Source organism: Pantoea sp. SGAir0175, from assembly GCF_043547855.1.
Genome location: NZ_CP028082.1, coordinates 146,669 through 165,671, shown reverse-complemented (window position 1 = coordinate 165,671; position 19,003 = coordinate 146,669). Strand labels below are relative to the sequence as shown.

The 19,003-nt window shown below is 56.5% G+C and carries 12 protein-coding genes; 8 read left to right on the top strand and 4 right to left on the bottom strand.

Features of this window, described 5'->3' with window-relative positions; genetic code table 11:
* Positions 1–5: 5 nt before the first annotated feature.
* Positions 6–1,670: a ShlB/FhaC/HecB family hemolysin secretion/activation protein gene (locus C1N56_RS20110; protein WP_127834921.1), complete on the bottom strand. Its 1,665-nt coding sequence runs from the start codon at positions 1,668–1,670 to the stop codon at positions 6–8.
* A 604-nt stretch (positions 1,671–2,274) separates the two neighbouring features.
* Between C1N56_RS20110 and C1N56_RS20105 the strand changes: the two genes are divergently transcribed.
* Genes C1N56_RS20105 through C1N56_RS20080 form a run of 6 tightly spaced genes read left to right on the top strand, consistent with a single transcriptional unit; the run spans position 2,275 to position 8,281 of the window.
* The gene (locus tag C1N56_RS20105) at positions 2,275–2,985 is read left to right on the top strand and encodes a FadR/GntR family transcriptional regulator (protein ID WP_021509083.1); all 711 of its coding nucleotides are present in this window, start codon (positions 2,275–2,277) and stop codon (positions 2,983–2,985) included.
* Positions 2,972–4,138, top strand: a complete 1,167-nt coding sequence (locus C1N56_RS20100) for a PLP-dependent transferase (protein ID WP_394517649.1) — start codon at positions 2,972–2,974, stop codon at positions 4,136–4,138. Before C1N56_RS20105 ends, C1N56_RS20100 begins: the two co-directional genes overlap by 14 nt.
* Before the next feature lie 21 nt (positions 4,139–4,159).
* Positions 4,160–5,431, top strand: a complete 1,272-nt coding sequence (locus C1N56_RS20095) for an ABC transporter substrate-binding protein (protein WP_104093323.1) — start codon at positions 4,160–4,162, stop codon at positions 5,429–5,431.
* A 24-nt stretch (positions 5,432–5,455) separates the two neighbouring features.
* Positions 5,456–6,376, top strand: a complete 921-nt coding sequence (locus C1N56_RS20090) for a carbohydrate ABC transporter permease (RefSeq protein ID WP_394517648.1) — start codon at positions 5,456–5,458, stop codon at positions 6,374–6,376.
* Between the two features lie 9 nt (positions 6,377–6,385).
* Positions 6,386–7,210, top strand: coding sequence for a carbohydrate ABC transporter permease (locus C1N56_RS20085; protein WP_021509079.1), 825 nt, complete (start codon positions 6,386–6,388; stop codon positions 7,208–7,210).
* A gap of 3 nt (positions 7,211–7,213) precedes the next feature.
* Entirely contained in the window at positions 7,214–8,281 is a 1,068-nt protein-coding gene (locus C1N56_RS20080) for an ABC transporter ATP-binding protein (RefSeq protein WP_088517298.1), read from the top strand.
* A gap of 27 nt (positions 8,282–8,308) precedes the next feature.
* Here the strand turns inward: C1N56_RS20080 and C1N56_RS20075 are convergent, their stop codons facing one another.
* Entirely contained in the window at positions 8,309–14,287 is a 5,979-nt protein-coding gene (locus C1N56_RS20075; RefSeq protein ID WP_394517647.1) for an autotransporter outer membrane beta-barrel domain-containing protein, read from the bottom strand.
* Between the two features lie 300 nt (positions 14,288–14,587).
* Positions 14,588–15,724 (bottom strand): acyltransferase family protein, encoded by a 1,137-nt coding sequence (locus C1N56_RS20070; RefSeq protein WP_211075112.1) that lies wholly within the window; start codon positions 15,722–15,724, stop codon positions 14,588–14,590.
* Between the two features lie 561 nt (positions 15,725–16,285).
* On the opposite strand from C1N56_RS20070, the gene C1N56_RS20065 reads away from it, so the two are divergent.
* Together C1N56_RS20065 and C1N56_RS20060 are read left to right on the top strand one after the other, a co-directional pair.
* A complete protein-coding gene (locus C1N56_RS20065) occupies positions 16,286–17,086 on the top strand; it encodes an SGNH/GDSL hydrolase family protein (protein WP_262258222.1) in 801 nt (266 codons plus the stop codon).
* A 114-nt stretch (positions 17,087–17,200) separates the two neighbouring features.
* On the top strand, positions 17,201–17,665 hold the full coding sequence (locus tag C1N56_RS20060) for a GNAT family N-acetyltransferase (protein WP_394517646.1): 465 nt from the start codon (positions 17,201–17,203) through the stop codon (positions 17,663–17,665).
* A gap of 324 nt (positions 17,666–17,989) precedes the next feature.
* Here C1N56_RS20060 and C1N56_RS20055 read toward each other — a convergent pair whose 3' ends face one another.
* Positions 17,990–18,934, bottom strand: a complete 945-nt coding sequence (locus tag C1N56_RS20055) for an AraC family transcriptional regulator (RefSeq protein ID WP_394517645.1) — start codon at positions 18,932–18,934, stop codon at positions 17,990–17,992.
* Positions 18,935–19,003: the final 69 nt, after the last annotated feature.

The following is a 19,003-nucleotide window of genomic DNA, read 5'->3' as shown; positions in this document are numbered from 1 at the left end:
GCCTCTTAAAAAACCAGCCCGACCCGGGCATAAATGCTAACGTGATCCGGTTGCAGATAGCCGGGATAACTGAGCGGAAAACCAACCGTGTATTGGGTATAAAAGAAACGGCTGCGGGTGCTGATCCCCACTGCGCTGCCCCATATCGTGCCAACAGACTCGCGGTTCTGCGCATCGCTCTTCAGCCAGCCGCCGTCCACCGCCGCCAGGGCGCTGACGTCACCGACCAACGGCAAGGTGAACAGGGTGTAATCCAGTTCATTACGCAAATAGCCACCCGCGTCGCCTGACAGGTATTGTTCTTTGAAACCCCTGACTGAGCTTTCGCCGCCGAGCGTCAGGCGTTCGCTGCCGTATAACCGATCCGGTGACCACTGGCCGTATACGCTGCTGAGCCACCATAACTTGTCCGAAACCGGTCGCTGAAAGCTGCCGCTCAGGCTCCACTTGCGAAACTGCGCCCGCGGTAAGTCCCCGCTTTTGTCGGCATCACTTTCCGCATCAAACCACGGCATACCGCGGCTAAAGGTTGGGTTGAGCGTTGCCACGCCACCGAACACCTTTTGCGTATGGTTGAATCCGATCTGGGTACTGGTGATTTTGCGACTGCTACTCTGCAACAGGGTATTGTTGAGATAGTTGTGACTGGTGTAGTGATTCAGGCCGAGCTGCAAACTGGTTTTGATTTCACCGTTGCGAAACAGCACCCATGAGCCATTCAGGCGATGCGCAATATTGTCGCCGTTACTCAGCCAGGTGAAACCATTGTTATCAAAATGACTGTGATAACTGCTCCAGCTATAGCTGTAGTCGAGCAGGCCGTAGCCATACGGCACGCTGACACCCGCCTGCACATTCTGCGCGTCACGCCACTCGCTGAATGCGCTGCTGCGACCGCCGCTGATAAACCAGCGATCCGCCAGCCCTAACAGGTTGTTGCCGGTCAGCGATGCGGTTAACTGACCGACACCGGTGCTTTTTTGTCCGCTATTATCAAATCCCAGCGCGGCGCTGAGCGGAAATTCTGCCGCTGTCGTCAGGTTCACCACTGAATAACCGGGCTGCGGCGCAGGCTGAATTTCAATCTGTACCGGGGTGCGGCGCAGGCGATTAATTTGCTCCATACCCTGCTCAATATCGCGCAGGTTAAGTATTTTTCCTTCAATATGAGGAAAAACCATCTTTAACATCGCCGGCTGCGCCCCGTCGAGGCGAATAGCGAATAGTTTTCCTTCCAGCACCGGAATAATTAACTGCCCATGCGACAGATCCTGTTCGGCTAAAAACGCCCGGCTGGTAATGTAACCACGTTGCATATACCAGTCAGAGACCGCATGTACCAGCGCATTAATTTCACTCAAATTCAGACAGCGATTGATATAAGGTGCCGTCAGCGCCTGTTGCTGACGATCGGATATCAGCGTGACGTGCTGCAGACGGATATGCTGGATCGGAAAACAGGGGCCGGGGCCCGCCGGGGAGGCGTCCGGCGCATTCAGCGGTGCCACAGCATGCCATAGTGCATCGCGCTGCTGCTGATCCTGTTCCAGTCGCTGCTGTTGTTGGTTTTGCAGATAATCGTGGTCGCCGGGTGTCAAAGGGGCAGCGATAATCTGGCCTGACGCTATAATAATAGACAGCGCCAGCAATATCCTTATTTTTGCCATCATCAAAGACTTAAGTAAAATTAATTGTAAAGGTTTTGTAAGCTTCTGTGCGCAGAATATCACCTAAACAATCAGAGAGTTCCGCTTAATATTAAAAGACAATAAATTTCGCAAAGTTTTAATTACGCGAAAAAAACAGTTCTCCTTAACACAAATAGACAACAGAAAATTAGCAGGAGATTTTGATTCATTAACACAAAGCGATGGCGGCATGACCCCCGCATAAGCAGACCGAATGATATGAGATCATGTCAGCGATAAATCAGTGCCGTATTGATAAGCGCCACGGCAATCTGCGCTGACGCCGCAGTGCCGGGTCATTTAACCGGTCACAACGCTCTTCTTTTACCTTAACGTCATGGCTAACGGTTTTGCTGGCTGAGCGTTGCCGCTGTGCCACCGCATCTGCTGAATTCATACCCCGATTAATCAAAAAACGAGCACCGCACCGCCACACCACGGTGCACCGTGGCGCTTTTTGCACCAGTAAATCTCATAATCTGTGCTTATTACGGCATCAAATTTCCTGCTGAATCAAAGCCTCACGATTCTGGCATGCGGGTTGCTAAGCCTTTGGTAGAGATGTTGGACCAATTAAGGCATAGCGATGCATGACCCGGCTGAACTCCATCCCATCATTCCCACGCGCAGCGATACGCTGATTCTTGATGCGCTCACGCGCTACATGGCGCATGCCGGCGCGCAGCCGGGCAGTCGCCTGCCGCCAGAACGCGAGCTGGCGGAGAAACTGGGCGTCAGCCGTAATACGGTGCGCGAGGCGCTCAAGCGCTGGGAAGCACTCGGCATCATTGTGCGCAAAAAAGGCAGCGGCACTTTTCTGCAGGCGGAAGTCGGTCTGCATGACAGCTTTCTCTCTCTGCGCTTTAAAAACGACTCCGCCAACATGCTTCATGCGCTGGAAGTGCGCCGCATCATTGAGTCCGAATCCTGCGTGCTGGCCGCGCAGCGCGCCAGCGCCGACGACCTGCTGGAAATCGAACGGCGGCTGGAAGAGATGGAGCGTGTGCACCTGGCTATCGGTTCCGCCGGGCCGGAGGATTGGGCTTTCCACACCAGCATCTACCGCGCCGCCGGCAATCCGCTGCTGTTGCAGATGCTTAACGGCGTCTACGACACGCTGCACGCCTTTTTCGAATCCCCGCCGGAGCAGGCGCTGTTTTCAGACTCGTTTCCCCTGCACCGTGAACTGTTTAACGCCATCCGCGCCCGCGACAGCCAGGCCGCGCGCGCCCTTTGCCACCAGATTCTTGATATCACCGAACGCGACATGAAGGACGTGATCCATGCCAAACGCTAAACCTACTGCGCAACAGACACTGCTGACCCACGACCAGCGCCATGAACAGGGCGCCGTAACGCCACCGATTTATCAGTCCTCGCTGTTTACCTTCAGCGATTACGACAGCATGATCGCCCGCTTTCGCGGTGAGAGCGACCAGCCGCTCTATTCCCGCGTTGATAATCCGACGGTCAAAGCGCTACAGGATAAAGTTGCCGCGCTGGAAGGCGGTGACGCCTGCCTCGCCTTTGCCAGCGGCATGGCCGCCATCAGCAACGCGATTTTGAGTGTGGTTCAGCCAGGCGCGAAAGTGGTCTGCGTTAATCATGTCTATCCCGATACTTACCGCTTTTTGCGCGGCTTTTGTCAGCGTTTCGGTATCACGACGCAGTTTGTTGATGGCGACGATGAAGCGGCGATAGCCGCCGCGCTGCCCGGCGCCAGCCTGCTCTATCTGGAAAGTCCTTCCAGCTGGGTGATGAGTGAACAGAACCTGCGCCAGCTGGCCACGCTGGCGCGCGATGCAGGCGTCGTCACGTTGATTGATAACAGCTGGGCTTCGCCCATATTCCAGCAGCCGCTGCTGTGTGGTATCGACATCGTGGTGCACTCCGCCTCGAAGTACATCAGCGGCCACAGCGATGTGGTGGCCGGCCTGGTGATTGCCAGCCACCAGCACATCAACAACATTGCCCGTCACATTAGTCCGTTCCTTGGCGGCAAACTGTCTGCGAACGAAGCGTCTTTGCTGATGCGTGGCCTGCGCACGCTGCCGCTGCGCATGAAGCAGCATCAGCAAAGCGCCCTGCAGTTGGCGGAAAAGCTGCGTGATCATCCGCAGGTCAGCGCGGTTTGCCATCCCGGGCTCAATCCCCCTGAATGGTCCACGCTGCGCGGTTACAGCGGGCTGTTTTCCTTTGCCGTGACCGAACAGGTCGACATACCGCAATTCTGCAACGCCCTGCAACTGTTCCATATGGGCGTCAGCTGGGGAGGTTTCGAGAGCCTGGTGATGCCGGCGATTTCGGTTATTAATCAGGCCAGTGAATTTAATTCAGCCCAGGATTTTGGTGTCTCGCCGCGCCTGATCCGTATCTCTGTTGGCCTCGAAGAGACCGACGATCTTTGGACCGATCTGAATCAGGCACTTGCTGCCGCCACTCACCGTTAATCACGCTCCGGAGAACCAGCCATGACAACACGTTTCGCCCTGAAAGCCCTGGTACTCGCCGTGGGTTTAGGCAGCGCCTTTTGCAGCCTCGCCGCCAAACTCACCGTGGTGGAAGTTATTACCAGCCCACCACGTACCGCGCTACTGCAAAAAATGCTCGACGAATACAAGACGCAGCATCCTGGGACCGAGATTGAGCTGATTTCGCTGCCGTGGGGTCAGGCATTTGAAAAACTGGGCACCATGTTACAGAGCGGACAGGTACCGGATGTGGTGGAGATGCCCGATACCTGGCAAGGCTTATACGCCAGCAACAATATGCTGGAAGATCTTGAACCCCGCCTGAAAAGCTGGCCTGAAAGCGCCCAGCTGACGGACAAAACGCTGGCAATGGCGCGGGCCGCGAACGGCAAAGCCACCATGGTACCGTACGGTTTTTATCTGCGAGCGCTGTTCTGGAATAAAAAGCTGTTTAAGCAGGCAGGACTGAGTGAACCGCCAAAAACAATGGAAGAGTTTGCCAGCGACGCGAAGCGTATTAGTCAGTCAGGTAACGGTATCAGCGGCTACTGCATGCGCGGCGGTGTCGGGGGAACCAATGCGTGGATGATGTTTATGGCGGCGATGAACGGTTCGCCTGCCTTCTTTGATAAAGACGGCAACAGTACCTTAACCCAGCCGGGGGCGATAAAGGGAGCACAACTGCTGGTCGATTTGTATCAGCAAGGTGGCGCGCCCAAAGACAGCGTGAACTGGGGCTTTAACGAGATTGTCTCGGGCTTCTATTCCGGCAAATGCGCGATGCTCGATCAGGATCCGGACGCGCTGATCGCGATTAAAAATAGCATGGCGGCTGAGGATTTTGCTGTGGCGCCCATGCCGGTCGGACCGTCCGGTAAAGCCTTCCCTACCATCGGCTATACCGGCTGGGCAATGTTCAAACAGGGTAAACAAAACGATATCGCCTGGCCGCTGATTACCTTCCTCAGTAATAAAACCAACAACCTGGCGTGGGCGAAGTTTGTCGGCACCCTACCCATCTATAAAGGTGCGGAACAGGACCCGTTCTATCAGACGCCGCAGTTTGCCGGCTGGTTTAAGGAGCTGAACGATCCAAATTATGTGCCGCTCACCATGCCGACCCACCTTAAAGGCTGGGGCTACTTCAATTCGGTGATTGTGAAAGAGAGCAGCCAGGAGACGTTACTGGGCGAAAACGACACCAAAGATATGGTGCAGGACTGGGCCAGCTATCTGAGTAAAGAGCAAAAAGCCTGGCTCGCCAGCCAGTAATCCCGCGTAAACCGGAGCCCTGAAATGATGCCTGAAATCTCTCTTCCTGCCAGACCGGCGCGCCGCCGCTGGCGCTGGACCCGGCTTGCTGAGCCATGGTGGTATCTGTCACCGGGCCTGTTGCTGATCGCCCTGTTCATCTTCGTGCCGATGGCGATCGGCATTTCTTACGCTTTTCAGAGCATGAACCTGCTCAATCCGCTGGAGAGCGGCTGGGTTGGCTGGGCGAACTTTGCGCAGATGCTCGACGATCGCCGCTTCTTTCGCGCACTCGGCCATACCCTTAACTGGACGCTGAGTTCGCTGCTGCTGCAGTTCTTTTTCGGCCTCGCGCTGGCGCTGCTGCTTAACCGCGAGTTTCGCTTTCGCCGCTGGGTGCAGGCGCTGGTGTTTTTACCGTGGGCGGTGCCGGCGTTTCTTTCCGGCCTGACCTGGTCCTGGCTGTTCAACCCGGTTGTAGGTCCGCTGCCACAGTGGCTCAGCGACGTGGGCATTCTCAGCGAACCTTACAATATTCTTTCCGATCCGCAACTGGCGATGTGGGGGCCGGTGATTGCTAACGTCTGGTTCGGCATCCCGTTTTTTGCCATCACTCTACTGGCGGCACTGCAGTCGATTCCCAAAGATTTGTATGAAGCGGCAGCCATAGACGGTGCCAGCGGCTGGCAGCAGTTTCGCCGTGTCACCCTGCCGTTTCTCGCCCCGATGATCGCCATTACCGTGATGCTGCGTACCATCTGGATCGCTAACTTTGCCGATTTGATCGTGGTGATGACCGACGGCGGTCCGGCCGGTTCAACCTCGATTCTTTCCAGTTACATCTTCACCACCGCTTATCGCAAACTGGATTTTGGTTATGCCTCGGCGATGGCGGTGTGTCTGTTACTGCTGATGACCTGTTATGCGCTGGTATTGCTGCGCATCCGCCATCAGTTACTTAAGTAAGGAGTCCGCATGCGCCTGTTACCGTTGATCGGTCATCGTCTCAGCATCGCCGCCTATTTGCTGTTTGCGCTGTTTCCGTTGTACTGGATCATTAAAATTGCCGTCACGCCGGACAGGTTACTGTTCAGTCAGGGCGTGACGCTGTTACCTGGCGGTTTCACCCTGAGCCACTTTGCCAAGGTATTGACCGACAGTGATTTCCCCACGTTTTTTATTAACAGTCTCATTGTCTCCTGCAGCACTGCCGCGCTGACCACCTTGATTGCTGCGGCTGCCGGCTATGCCTTTTCCCGCTTTCAGTTTCGCGGCAAGATGGTGATGGCGGCCCTGCTGCTGTTTACCCAGATGTTTCCGCTGGTGATGATCATTGCGCCGATTTACCGGGTGATGGCCCCGCTGGGACTGACGAATAGTCTGCTGGGGCTGATTCTGATTTACAGCGCCTTTAATGTCCCGTTCGCCACCTTCCTGATGCAGTCATTTTTTGATGCCATCCCTAAAGATCTCGAAGAGTCCGCCATGCTGGAAGGCTGCACCCGCTTTCAGGCGCTGTACCGCGTGCTGATGCCGCTGACGCTGCCCGGCATGGCGGCGACGCTCGGCTTCGTTTTCACCGCCGCGTGGAGTGAGTTGCTGTTCTCACTGATGTTGATCAACAAAAACGAAGTCATGACCTTTCCGGTCGGGCTGCTCAGTTTCGTCTCCAAATTCGCCGTTTCGTGGGGCGAAATGATGGCTGCCGCCGTGCTGGCGTTAATTCCAGCCTGTCTGTTCTTCGCTTTCATTCAACGCTACCTGGTTCAGGGACTCACCGCCGGTGCGGTTAAGGGGTAAATAATGGCTGAAATTACGCTGGCGCAAATTGAAAAGCGCTATGGCAACGTTGAGGTTCTGCGCGACATCAATCTGACCATTAAAGATGGTGAGTTCGTGGTGCTGGTCGGCCCGTCCGGCTGTGGTAAATCCACCCTGCTGCGCACCATTGCCGGCCTGGAGTTAGCGACGGGCGGCAATATCCATATCGGCAGTCAGCTGATGAACGAGGTGGCGCCGAAAGACCGCGATATTTCGATGGTGTTCCAGAGCTATGCGCTCTATCCGCATCTGACGGTCGCGCGCAACATGGGCTTCAGCCTTGAAATTCAGAAACGACCGCGTGCTGAGATTGAGGAGAAAGTCCGGCGAGCGGCGGAGATTCTCAGCCTGACACACCTGCTTGATCGCCGGCCAAAAGAGCTGTCGGGTGGACAACGGCAGCGCGTGGCGATGGGCCGCGCCATTGTGCGTCAGCCGCAGGTGTTTCTGTTTGATGAGCCGCTTTCCAACCTCGATGCGCAACTGCGCGGCCAGATGCGCGTGGAGATCAAAAAGCTGCATCAGCAAATGAACAACACCATCGTTTATGTTACCCACGATCAGGTTGAGGCCATGACACTGGCTGACCGCATCGTGGTGCTCAATCACGGCGTTATTCAGCAGGTGGGCACACCGCTGGAGCTGTACGACACACCGGCCAATAAGTTTGTCGCCAGTTTTATCGGTTCACCGTCGATGAATTTTATCAACGGCGTGATGACCCCCAGCGGCGTGCGTATCAGCGACAGCGCTCAGTTGCCCCTGAATACGCACTGGGCGGCACAGGCCGCTGGCCGTGACGTCATTTACGGCATCCGTCCGGAAAACATCAGCCTGGCGCAGCCGGGTGAGCAGCATGCGCTGCCCCTTGAAGTGTCGCTGGTGGAGCCGACCGGCCTGTCCGAACTGATTCACGGTTCACTGTTTGGCCACCCGCTGATGCTGTTTACCACCCAGCGTTCCGGCGCGCGCGCCGGTGATATTTTACCGGTCACACTGGACAGCGAACGTGCGATGCTGTTCGACGCCGCATCACAGCGCCGCCTGTAATTGCACGTTTAAGGTGGTCATTTACGTTCAAAACGACCAGCGCACCCCGGCATTGTAGCGCCAGCCTTTGACGCCGTTGCCGGCAATCTCTTTGCGGTAATCCGCCTCGGCATACAGCGCCACCTTGTTGATGAGGGTCGCCGTGCCGCCGAGGCCGACGTCCCACATCTGGCCAAATTTGCCGCTGCTGAAGCTCTGGCTCAGGTCACTGTCGCTGGTGCCGACCCTGACCTGCGCCGTACCGCCCCAGCCGCGATAATAGTTAGCGCGCAGATACGGCGTGTACTGGTTCTGACTGCTGTCCTGCCAGCTGCGCGCCACACGTGCGCCGAGCCGGCCAATGGTTTGATCGTAATCGTTATAGGAGACGCGCGCGCCGTCAGCATCGGTAAAACTGTCCATGTTCATTCGCAGCCAGCTAACCTGTGCCTGCGGTTCCAGGCGCACATCACCCGCCAGCATCAGCGGATAGCCAGACTCGACTGATGCCGTCCAGCCTTGCCCTTTGGGTTTAGCGACCGCTTTCTGCCGCGCAATGTCGGTTTCGCCACGGTAGCCGCTCCAGCTCAGCGAACCATCTACATACCAGCCACTGCTGCGCAGCCAGGTGCCATAAAGTGACAACGTATCGCTATCAAAGCTGGTGGAGCTGTACCCGTCAGCGGCATGCGGGCGAATGCGCGTGTTGCCGCGCGTATAGGCGACGCCGCCACGTACGCTATCTTCAGCGCCATCGGCGCGCAGCAAATTGCCGCCCAGCTGTACGGCGCTGTAGTTGAGGTCGAAGTCATAACCCCAGGCGTCCAGGCCGCGATTGCTTCGATACTGCAAATCCGAACCGAGGTAGCGGATAAACATCTCTGCGTTGTCTGCCGGCTGCTGGCGCAGTTCGCCGAGACGCTTATGCAGATCGTCAGTGACTGCCAGCGAGTAGTACGCCAGCCCGACCGGTGCGGAGATCCAGGACGGTACCTGCGGCGTAACCGCCGGACGCACCGCCTTAACCGCACTGCCCGCCTGCGGCTGGCACAGCGAGCCATCGCTGCAGATGAAATTGTTTGCCAGACGATAGTCCCATACGTTGCCGCCTGCGCTGCTGCCCGGTGCAAAGCTGTACAGGCCATACTGCCACGGCCCGGCTGCCACATAGCCATTGCTCAGCCTGAAGCTGTCGGCACTGGCGCTGCCGGTCACCTGCGCCAGCGAAACGCCTTCGCTAGCGGCAATAACGTTGTCACGATTAGTGTCCAGCAGCCCGCCGCCCTGCAGGCGGTCATCCACCCAGGTGGTGCCGCTGGCGTTACCGTTAACAAGCAGCACGTCGCTGTGGGTGGCTGTCGAATTGAGTTTCAGGCGGCCCTGCGCGGAGGCCAGACTACCTTCGATGGTCAGGGTATTTGCCGCCACATTGCCACCGTTGGTCAGGTCGAGCGTGCCGGCATTATTCACTACCAGCGAATCATTGCTGGCCCCCTGCAGCCGCGCGTTGACGCCATCGCCGGCGAACAGCGTGGACCCGGCATCGATATTAATGGTGCTGTGCGCCAGTTTAATGTTGTCGCTCAGCGTCCACTGCGTATCGATGAAGTTCAGCGTGCTCCAGCCCGCGCCGAGGTTGGTGCCTTTAGTGAGATCGTCCTGCCGGAACGAACCGCCGCGCGCATTGAGCTGGCTGAGGTTCAGCGTGCTATCCGCGCCGCCGCTGGTGATATGGCGGGTCTGGTTCAGGCTGATAGCCTGCACTGTCGCCTGATTGGCACTGCCGTCACCCATACTCAGGCCGCCATCCAGCGTGCCGCCCGTAACCAGCAGCGTATCGCTGCCGTTGCCGGTGTTCACTTCGCCCGTGACTTTGCCCGCCAGCAGTGCCACCACATCACGGGTCGCGCCGCCCGCCACTACCACCTGATCGGCGTACGGCGCATCCAGCGTGCCCTGGTTGATAAACACCGTCTCGCCGCCGCGCAGATCAATAAGCGGTGCGACGCGGCTTTGTGAACGGATGGTGCCCTGGTTGATCACCTGGCTGGCGCTGCGGGTGACAATCGCCGAACCGCCATCGGCATCGCGGATATCAATCAGGCCCTGAGCAATCACCCGTCCACGGGTGTTGGCACGCACGCCGGTGCCGCTGCCGTTGACTTCAATGCGGTAGTCGCGCCCAATCACTAAATCGTTGCCCGTGGTCGATCCATCTGCATTTTCAAAACGATAGCCGGTACCGCCTGCGCCGACGTGAATCTGCGCGCTACCCGCCGGATCGAACGAGGTGGCAGAGCGGATGCCGGTGCCACCGTTAGCCTCGAAGCGCACATTACTCAGCGAAATATCACTGATGCCGGCGCGATTGTTCAGCGCAGTGCCGCTGCCGTAAGCGCCGATGATGATGTCGTTGGCTTCAAAGCGCTGCGCACCGCTGTCGAGCAGCAAACCGTCGGCTTTGCCGTAAGCCGCCAGCGTGCTGGCCCCCTGGCCGTCGCCGTAAATTTTCATCGCGCCGCCGGAGCCCACGCGCAGCGCAGCGGTGCCGTCATTCACGCGTAAAGTGCTGTCGAGCGGTACATACTGGCCATAACCGCTGCTGACATCCACGCCGGTGCCGCTGGCGACGCTAACCGTGCCGCGGTTGATAAAGTTACCGCCATCGTGCACCCGGGCCCCGGTACTGTTGCGGCCACGTAAATCCACTACGCCCTGCTGCTGATTAAACAGGCGCGCGTCGCCGCTGACATCAAACGCCGTGGCGTTGCGCCCGGTGCCGGTGATGAGCGAGGCGGCGTAGACCTCGGTGCCATCGCCCGTCGCCCGCGCGCCGAGGGTGTTTTTGCCATTCAGCGCGATAAGGCTGGTAATGATCCCCTGCGCGCGATCGCTGGCGCGCAGCACGGTGGCACCCTTACCGGTGACCTGATAAACATCGGTGCTGGATACCAGCGCATCCGTCCCGCTGGCCACGATGCCGGTGCTGTCACTGCCGCTCAGCGTGACGTTGCCAAAGCCCTGGTTGTACAGCCACGCGCCGTTGCGGATTTCATACAGCGTCGAGTTACGACTGCTGACATCAACCGGGCTGCCGTTGACGATCAGGCGTGAGCCGGGATCAAAAGCCTGATAGCCGATCTGCTGTGCGTCGTGGAACACCACACGGCTGTTCGCGCCCAGCGTAATACGACCGCCGGCAAAGGCTTTCGCACCGACCACGTTATCGCCGTACAGATTAATCGTGCCGTTCTGGTTAATCCGCCCCAGCTGGTGATACGAGACCGCACCGAAGGTGGTGGTTTGCTGGGTGCTCTGACCGCTGTAGAGATTAAGCGTGCCGCTATTGTTAATCTCCGTCAGGGTTTTGCCGTCGCCGGCGCCCGGATAGCCATCGGCGAACAGCGCGCGGCCGTTGCGCAAAATGTTGATATCGCCGCGGTTGTCGACCGTTGCGCCATACTGCGCGTAGATACCCGTTACGCCTTCCCCCCGCAGGGAGATAGCGCCGCGATTCACCAGCCGCGCATGATTCATCACGGTAAACGGCTGCTGGTTATTGGCGCGGCCGTCTATCGCTGCCTGATTGATCAATAAAGTGTTCGGGTCGAACTGCGTATTAGGGTTAACAACGTTACCCTGCAGCGTATAGCGATTACCGTCAGCGATGGCGACGCGGGCATCAGACCCGTTGAGGTGAATACGCGTTGCGGCATCAATGGTAGCGCGGGCGCCATCAGTAATGGTCAGCCCGCTGGCAAAGCTGGCGATGTTCAGCGTCGCGCCGTGGGTAGTAATGTCGGTGCCGGCACCGCTGCCGTACACACCGGTCGCAAACGGGCTGTTCATCGACAAAGTCAGGCCGCGCCCGTCAAAATCCGCGCCCTGCTCGACGCGAAAAATCGTGCCGTTCCACACGGAGGCGCTGTAGCGGCCGTTGGCCGGCAGATTAATGCGCGCATCCGGGCCGATACGGTAGAAACTGATCTGTCCGCTATCCAGCATGCTGTCGCTGCCGCTGGAGGTGGGAATGGCGCGGGCACTAACGTTGACCGTTGCCTGGCCTTCAGCACGAATCCCGATGCCCGCTTTGCCGCTGAGCCGGATTGGGCCGGTGATATCGGCACTGGCGTGACCGCCCGGTTCGCCAGTTACCCACACCGCCGTATTGTTGGTGCCGCCAAAGCGGTCGGCGTCACCCGCCACGTTGATCGCCCCGCTGGAGAAGGCGTGCGCCTGATTGCCCGCCGTGGCGATCACTTTCAGGCCGGTGCTGTTATAGCCATTCAGATTGAGGGTACCGCGGTTGCCCACCTGGCCGCCGCTGCCGGAATCCATCGCCAGCATGGCGATATTTTCGCGCGGTAGCGCCTGCGCCATACCGTTGACGTCGATAACACCGTTATTCAGTGACACCGCGTTGGGCCCGGCCTCGATGCGCATGCCAACGGCGTTCTCGACTTTTGAGCCGATAACAATACGGCCATCATTGATGGCACGCGAGTCGAGCAGGCCGGAAATGGCGCTGATGCCACCGCCGAGGCTGACCGCGACATCCTGCGTGACGTCGCCCTTGTGATTTTGCGGTGTGCGACCGAGATAAATCGTGCCATCGCGCGCGTTGACGAAGCTACCCTCGCCGCTGAAACTCACCGCCGCTGCTGAGGAGCCGTTCGCCACATCGTGAATGCCGATGTTAATATTGCCGTGATTGACCGCGCTGCTGCTGCCGAGGAATAAGCCGGCGGTGCCCCACGGCGCATCCCCGATATGCACATTGAGCACGCCGTTATTGCGGAAGTCGCTGTCATAAATCGCTGACACCGCCGTGCCCGCATAGCCGAGAGAGTCTTCTGCCACGCCGCGCCCATTGGCGGCATTAAAAAAGCCACTGTTGATGACGCCATTATTGATACCGCGCGCGCCGCTGACCAGCTCCAGCGCGCCCGCTTCGGATGAGAGCGCGTTACTGGTCGCCAGTTTTCCGGCGATAATCGCCGTTGCACCGTTGCTGGCGCGCATCACGGCGCTGGCGCTGTTGGCCACTTCCAGCGTTTTGCCGCGATTGATTTTCACACTGGCTTTCGCGCCATCGGCACTCAGCACCACCTGATCGCCGAGTGCGGTAGCCACTTCATTATCGTAATTACCGGTGCTCATGCGGTAAACCACACGACCGTCGCGCAGGCTGAACGCCTGGTTCAGCGCGGCGTTATAACTTTCCGGGCTCAGGTTGCCGCCGCTAATCTGGTCAATCAGCCAGTCGTTATAGTTCCGCAATTCATTGAGATTACTGACGTAGTACGCGTTGCTGCTGCCATCCTTGAGCGTGACATCAAACAGACCGGCGTAGGTCACCACGCCTCCGGCATCAAATGCCAGCCGATCGCCACCGTACGGCGGCGTGGCGGCGGTAAAGCGGATACGGTTATTGCTGTCCCAGTTAATCTGGCCGTTATTACTGCTGGCAAATAACTGACTCTGTTTGGCAGCCATTGACCAGCGATTGGTGCTGGCGTTAGCGGCTGCGCCTTGCTGACCAATATTGATATTTAACCGGCCATTAGTGACTGTCGCCACGCGCGCATCAATATATTGTTTATCGTTCACATCATAATAATCTGGCACTACCGTAGCGCCATTAATTTCCGCCGGCGCAATCATTTCCGCACTATTATAAACCTGATAGACACGATAACTGCCTGTTTCTTCATCCGGAATACCAATAGCGTAATTTTGTGCGCCGAGTTGCAGGCGGGGCTCGCCGATTAAATTGTCATTAATAATACGCCCAACCTTTTGTAGTTCACCCAGCGTGACGCTGCTCATGCCACTTTCTCCCACGGTAAAGCGCGGCACGCCGCTTAGCGTCTGGGTGGAACCATTACATAAGCAATAAGCGCCGACTTTATTGTCGTTGCGCTCGGGAGTGAAGGGTTTTAATACCACCGCCGATACCGGTGTGGCAGGCAGCATTAAGCCCTGCGCAGCAAGCAGGCTCAGTAACAAAGGATTTAATTTAAACACACTATTTTCCTCACCAGAGAAAAGACAAATGCCGCACAGCGAATGCGCAGTGCGGAGAAATAGCGAAGCGAAATATATTGTCGTAATAGCTTACGGCTGGAAATCTGTTGAAATGAGTATTACCGCGTTCAGGTTAAAACGTCCAGTTTGACTTAAGGAATTGTGATGACGGCGATAAGCTTTAGGAATTGCGCTAACGGCTTGAGATAATTATCTGGAACTAAAAATGCAGAGAATGGCAAAAATCAGATGGCGGGAAATAATACCCGGCACGCCAGTGGCGGCCGGGCATGATGACAATTACAGTCGCGCTTCGACCGGCACCGCCACTTTTTTATCTTTCGGCTTGAGGCCAAACATGAATGAGGCGAAGCGTGAACGTTTGACGATAGCGTAACACACCGCGCTCAGCGCAATGCCGAGGGCAAAATCGATCAGGACATACAGGACTGACAGGTTATCCGGTAACCAGACATCCAGCAGCCATGAGAAAATGATCACCACCGGATAGTGCAGCAAATAGATGATCAGCGCGGAATCCACAATCGCCGTCAGAATGCGACTCTCTTTCACGTTGATGCGTTCGAAGCTAAACACCAGCCAGTAGGACAGCATCACCGACAGCACGCTGCCCAGCATCACCGGCACATATTTCATCACCCCGGTGATGTGGTTGTGCGCGACAACATAGCAGGCGGCCCACACCGCCAGCACCAGCGCGGCCACCAGCCAGCCATTCATCAGTTTACTGTTGGCGTACCGGGCAATTTTCTCGCGGTTGACGTATAACGCAAAACCGGCGGTGTAGTAGACGAGGAAGCGTGCGGTCACCGGGATGAGCTCGACAAATTCACCGCGGCCTTTCACCAGGAACTTCAGCACGAAGCAGGCGTTACCCAGAATCACCAGTGTGGCGATCAGCATTGGCAACGACATTTTGCCCAACTGACGGGCGCTCCACTGATAAAACGCGCCGGGTACCAGCAGCGACATCACCGACAGCGACACGAGGAACCACAGGTGGTGCATCATGGTATAGCTGTTTAGCCAGCCTTCGAGGCTCAGCGGGGTGTTATTCATCTGTCCCGCGATAAAATACATCAGCGGCGGAATAAACAGATAGGCTGATATCAGCGGAATCAGGACGCGCTTACGGCGATTATCCGTAAAGAATTTCTGCCCTTTTCGCAAAATAATCAGTGCGGAGAACATGCCCGAAAGAAAGAAGAACACTTCCATCCTGAAGGTGTGCACCATGCTCAGCAGTGCCGTGAATATTTCCGAGGGATCGCGCTGCGCGACATAATACCAGCCATTCTCTCCCGGCAAACTCCGTGAGGCGTGTAATAACACCCCTTCCAGAATTAGGCCGGCACGCAGCAGATCCAGGCCAATATTACGGCTGGATAAAAAGGATTCTGTTTTCACATTGCACATCCTGAAATGAGTTGTAACGCAATCATAATGATTCAGTCAGAATGCTAACACCGGATTAATCTGTATACATTATGTTTAGAAACGTTTCGGAATTTCGCCATAGTGTAAAGAATGCCACTGTGCAATGGCCATAAAGCTTAAGCCAGAATGTTCTGATGGTAAAAGTTATCGTCAGGCAGCGCATATTCGCAGCTAACCGCCGGAAAAGCAGCGAAAACCCGCTCCTTTACAACAGGTTGTGGATTATCCGGTTCGACTCGCAGTGCGAAAATTCGCTAATCAAACTGCGTTATGTCCTGAAGCAACCATGATGTTTTAAGCAGGCGTCACTGCGGGATTTTCTGGCTGAAGGGTGACTGTTGGGTAAGGTTTGTTTTTATGTCGCTGTATTTAAATAACTTTTATTCAGCGAGCAGCTTTTTTCTCAGAGTTGGCCTAATTTTCACCCCGCAACCGTGCTTTCGGATTGTTGACCCGCAATCTCCCCTGTTAAGGTAATTCGCTTACGGTAAACAACCGATTCTCCATGTAACCTTGAGTATCAAAAGGCGGAAATTTGTTATGCAACGAGCGCTATCTGGCATCGTCACTTTGCTGATTACCACAGCCTGTCTGTGCAATACCGCATTCGCCGAAAGCGGCAAGCCCGATAATAACTTTATTATTGAAGCCTATGGCGGTTCCAGTACGCGCGGTGCCATGGCGATAAAGGAAAATGGCAAATTGCGCGCAATTTATATTAAAGACAATGAGATTGCTCTGATTAACCAGTGGCTACAGGAGAAGTATGGCGATGGCATTCGCGTAGTGAATAAAGGCGCGTCCTCATCGCAGGCCATGGACCTGTTAAATGGCAAATATTTCTACAAGAATAATAAAAGCTGGCGCGAAGAGATGAAGAAATCGCCGGCAAAAATCATTTTGCTGAATTTTGCCACCAACGATGCACGCCATTTCCATTTCCGCGATATAGAAAAGGATTACCAGGTTAGCCCGGATAAATATACCCAAGTGATGACACAGCTGATTACTATTGCCCGTGAAGAGGGTAAGCAGGTGATATTACAGGAGCCGCACCCGATTTGTGGCCGCGCGGAGAAATGGCACGTTGCACCTTACGTCACCAAACTGGACGCGCTGGCTAAAGCAGAATCGGTGCCGCTGGCGCGTCAGTATCAGCGCATACAGCAGATGAAAGACTGGCAGTCGCTGATGTCACCCGATTGTATTCATCCGTCCGAACAGCTGTACCGCATGAAAGCAGAGGAAACGTTTTCGGTGCTGGTCTCCCACTTTAATACCGAGCTGGCTGCTGCCGGGCATGGCAAAAACCCGGATGGCGAGCAGGTGGCGAAACGCTAAGCCGGTGATTGGCTGACCGGTGAAAACGGCTTAACGCGACAGTGTAGCGGCATATTAACGGTAGTCTTTACCACCACGCTGTGTTATCCCTCGGGTTGTCGCGGAGGGATAACAATGAATATCAGTTTACTGAGCCAGTGTCCGCAGTTGCTGGATACGGTGGCAGCTATGCTTCATCAGGAGTGGTCCGGGTTTTCTCACTGGCGCGACCGGAGCGCCATTCGTCAGCGCCTGCTGATGCGCAACGCGCAGCCGGCAAAAACGTTTACGCTGGTCGCGTTGAATGCAGAAAATGAAGTGCTTGCCACCGCCAGCACGATTCTTCACGAGCTTGATGACATCTATGAACGCCAGTTCTGGATGGGCGAAGTACTGACTGTCGCGGCACACCGCGGTAAAGGCGTGGCCTCTGCTCTGGTATTGCGTTTAATTGAAGAAGCTCGCCAGCGCCACATGCCAGAGTTGTGGCTGTATACGCCGGATCAGCAGGCGTTTTACCGTCGCTATGGCTGGCAGGAAATCGAGCAGCGCATCGTGTCGTCAGAACAGGTTAGCGTGATGCGAAGGGAAATCTTTTAAGGAAAAGAAACAGAGGCAATTGTGCTCCCCGATGAAGTTGTAATTCTTTGTTTTAACGATGCTTTGATTTAAAACGATTCTTGTATGGTCGTATGTTGGCTACACAAGTATTCCCTGGTCGCCATAAATAGCGACCCTACAGGTTAATTGCACGGTTTTGTAATGTGTTTTAGGTCGCCATAAATGGCGACCCTACAGGGTAACGGCACTGTTTTGTAGGGTGCGCATTGATGCGCACCGGCATTAACAGGGTGATTTTTAAACTGAACGGCATTGCACGCTTTATGGCGGCCCGTTTTACGCTGGCGGCTGTCCCGGGCGTGATTAACTTACCTGGGCGATTGCTGGCTCAGCTTCTGCGGTGCCGCTGCGCCGTTCCGCGCCAGCGAAGCCGCTCGGCGTCTGGCCGGTGAAGCGGGTGAAAGCGATGCTGAAGGCGCTGGCAGAGCGGTAACCCACCCGTTCAGCCACGTCGGCTACAGACAGGCGACTGCTGCGCAGCAGATTTTTCGCCAGCGCCATGCGCCACGTCAGCAGATACGCCATCGGCGCCATGCCCACTGCATCGCGAAAACGTACGAAAAACGCCGAGCGCGATAGCGCCGCGTGTTTCGCCAGCTGGGGCACCGTCCAGCCATGGGCAGGCCTGGCGTGGATGGCGCGAATCGCCCCGGCCAGCCGCTCATCGGCCAGTCCCCGCATCACGCCAGGCGATGCATTCGCCGCTGGCATTGCGCGCAACGCCTCGATCAGCAGTAATTCCAGCAAACGTTCCAGCACGATCTGCCGTGCCGGACGCTGTGCATGGCACTCATCCCTGACCAGCTGCACCAGCGTGGTCAGACGCGATGCGCCACGCACATGAATAAACTGTGGCAGCAACGAGACAATCAATCCCGCGTCGGGTGCGGCAAACTGGCAGTAACCAATCAGCGTCTGAACCTCGGCTGGCTGCTGCCGATCGCCAAGCCACACTTCGCCCGGCGCAAGCATCTCCGGCATAGAATCAGGCGCATCTGCTGCCGGTGGCTGCTCGCTGGTCATGCAAAACTCCCACGCAGCCGGAATCAGGACAAAATCCCCCTGCTCAAGCGCAACCGGAGAATGACCTTTTATTTCCAGCCGGCTGCGCCCCTCCAGCACCACGCAGTAAAACGGCTGGCCGGTCTCACTGCGCTGCACACGCCATAATCCATTGGCACGCGCGCGTTTGGAATAAGCGGCCCCGGGCTGTAACAGTGACACCATTTCGGCGAGCGGATCGATCATAATGGACTCCTGCAAATGAAACCAGGACTGTACGTTGTAGTGAGTCCGGTAGTGGTACTCTATAGTGAG

Coding starts and splice junctions, on each gene's coding strand:
- C1N56_RS20110 (WP_127834921.1), bottom strand. CDS start 1,670: ATGATGGCAAAAATAAGGATATTGCTGGCGCTGTCTATTATTATAGCG.
- C1N56_RS20105 (WP_021509083.1), top strand. CDS start 2,275: ATGCATGACCCGGCTGAACTCCATCCCATCATTCCCACGCGCAGCGAT.
- C1N56_RS20100 (WP_394517649.1), top strand. CDS start 2,972: ATGCCAAACGCTAAACCTACTGCGCAACAGACACTGCTGACCCACGAC.
- C1N56_RS20095 (WP_104093323.1), top strand. CDS start 4,160: ATGACAACACGTTTCGCCCTGAAAGCCCTGGTACTCGCCGTGGGTTTA.
- C1N56_RS20090 (WP_394517648.1), top strand. CDS start 5,456: ATGATGCCTGAAATCTCTCTTCCTGCCAGACCGGCGCGCCGCCGCTGG.
- C1N56_RS20085 (WP_021509079.1), top strand. CDS start 6,386: ATGCGCCTGTTACCGTTGATCGGTCATCGTCTCAGCATCGCCGCCTAT.
- C1N56_RS20080 (WP_088517298.1), top strand. CDS start 7,214: ATGGCTGAAATTACGCTGGCGCAAATTGAAAAGCGCTATGGCAACGTT.
- C1N56_RS20070 (WP_211075112.1), bottom strand. CDS start 15,724: ATGTGCAATGTGAAAACAGAATCCTTTTTATCCAGCCGTAATATTGGC.
- C1N56_RS20065 (WP_262258222.1), top strand. CDS start 16,286: ATGCAACGAGCGCTATCTGGCATCGTCACTTTGCTGATTACCACAGCC.
- C1N56_RS20060 (WP_394517646.1), top strand. CDS start 17,201: ATGAATATCAGTTTACTGAGCCAGTGTCCGCAGTTGCTGGATACGGTG.
- C1N56_RS20055 (WP_394517645.1), bottom strand. CDS start 18,934: ATGATCGATCCGCTCGCCGAAATGGTGTCACTGTTACAGCCCGGGGCC.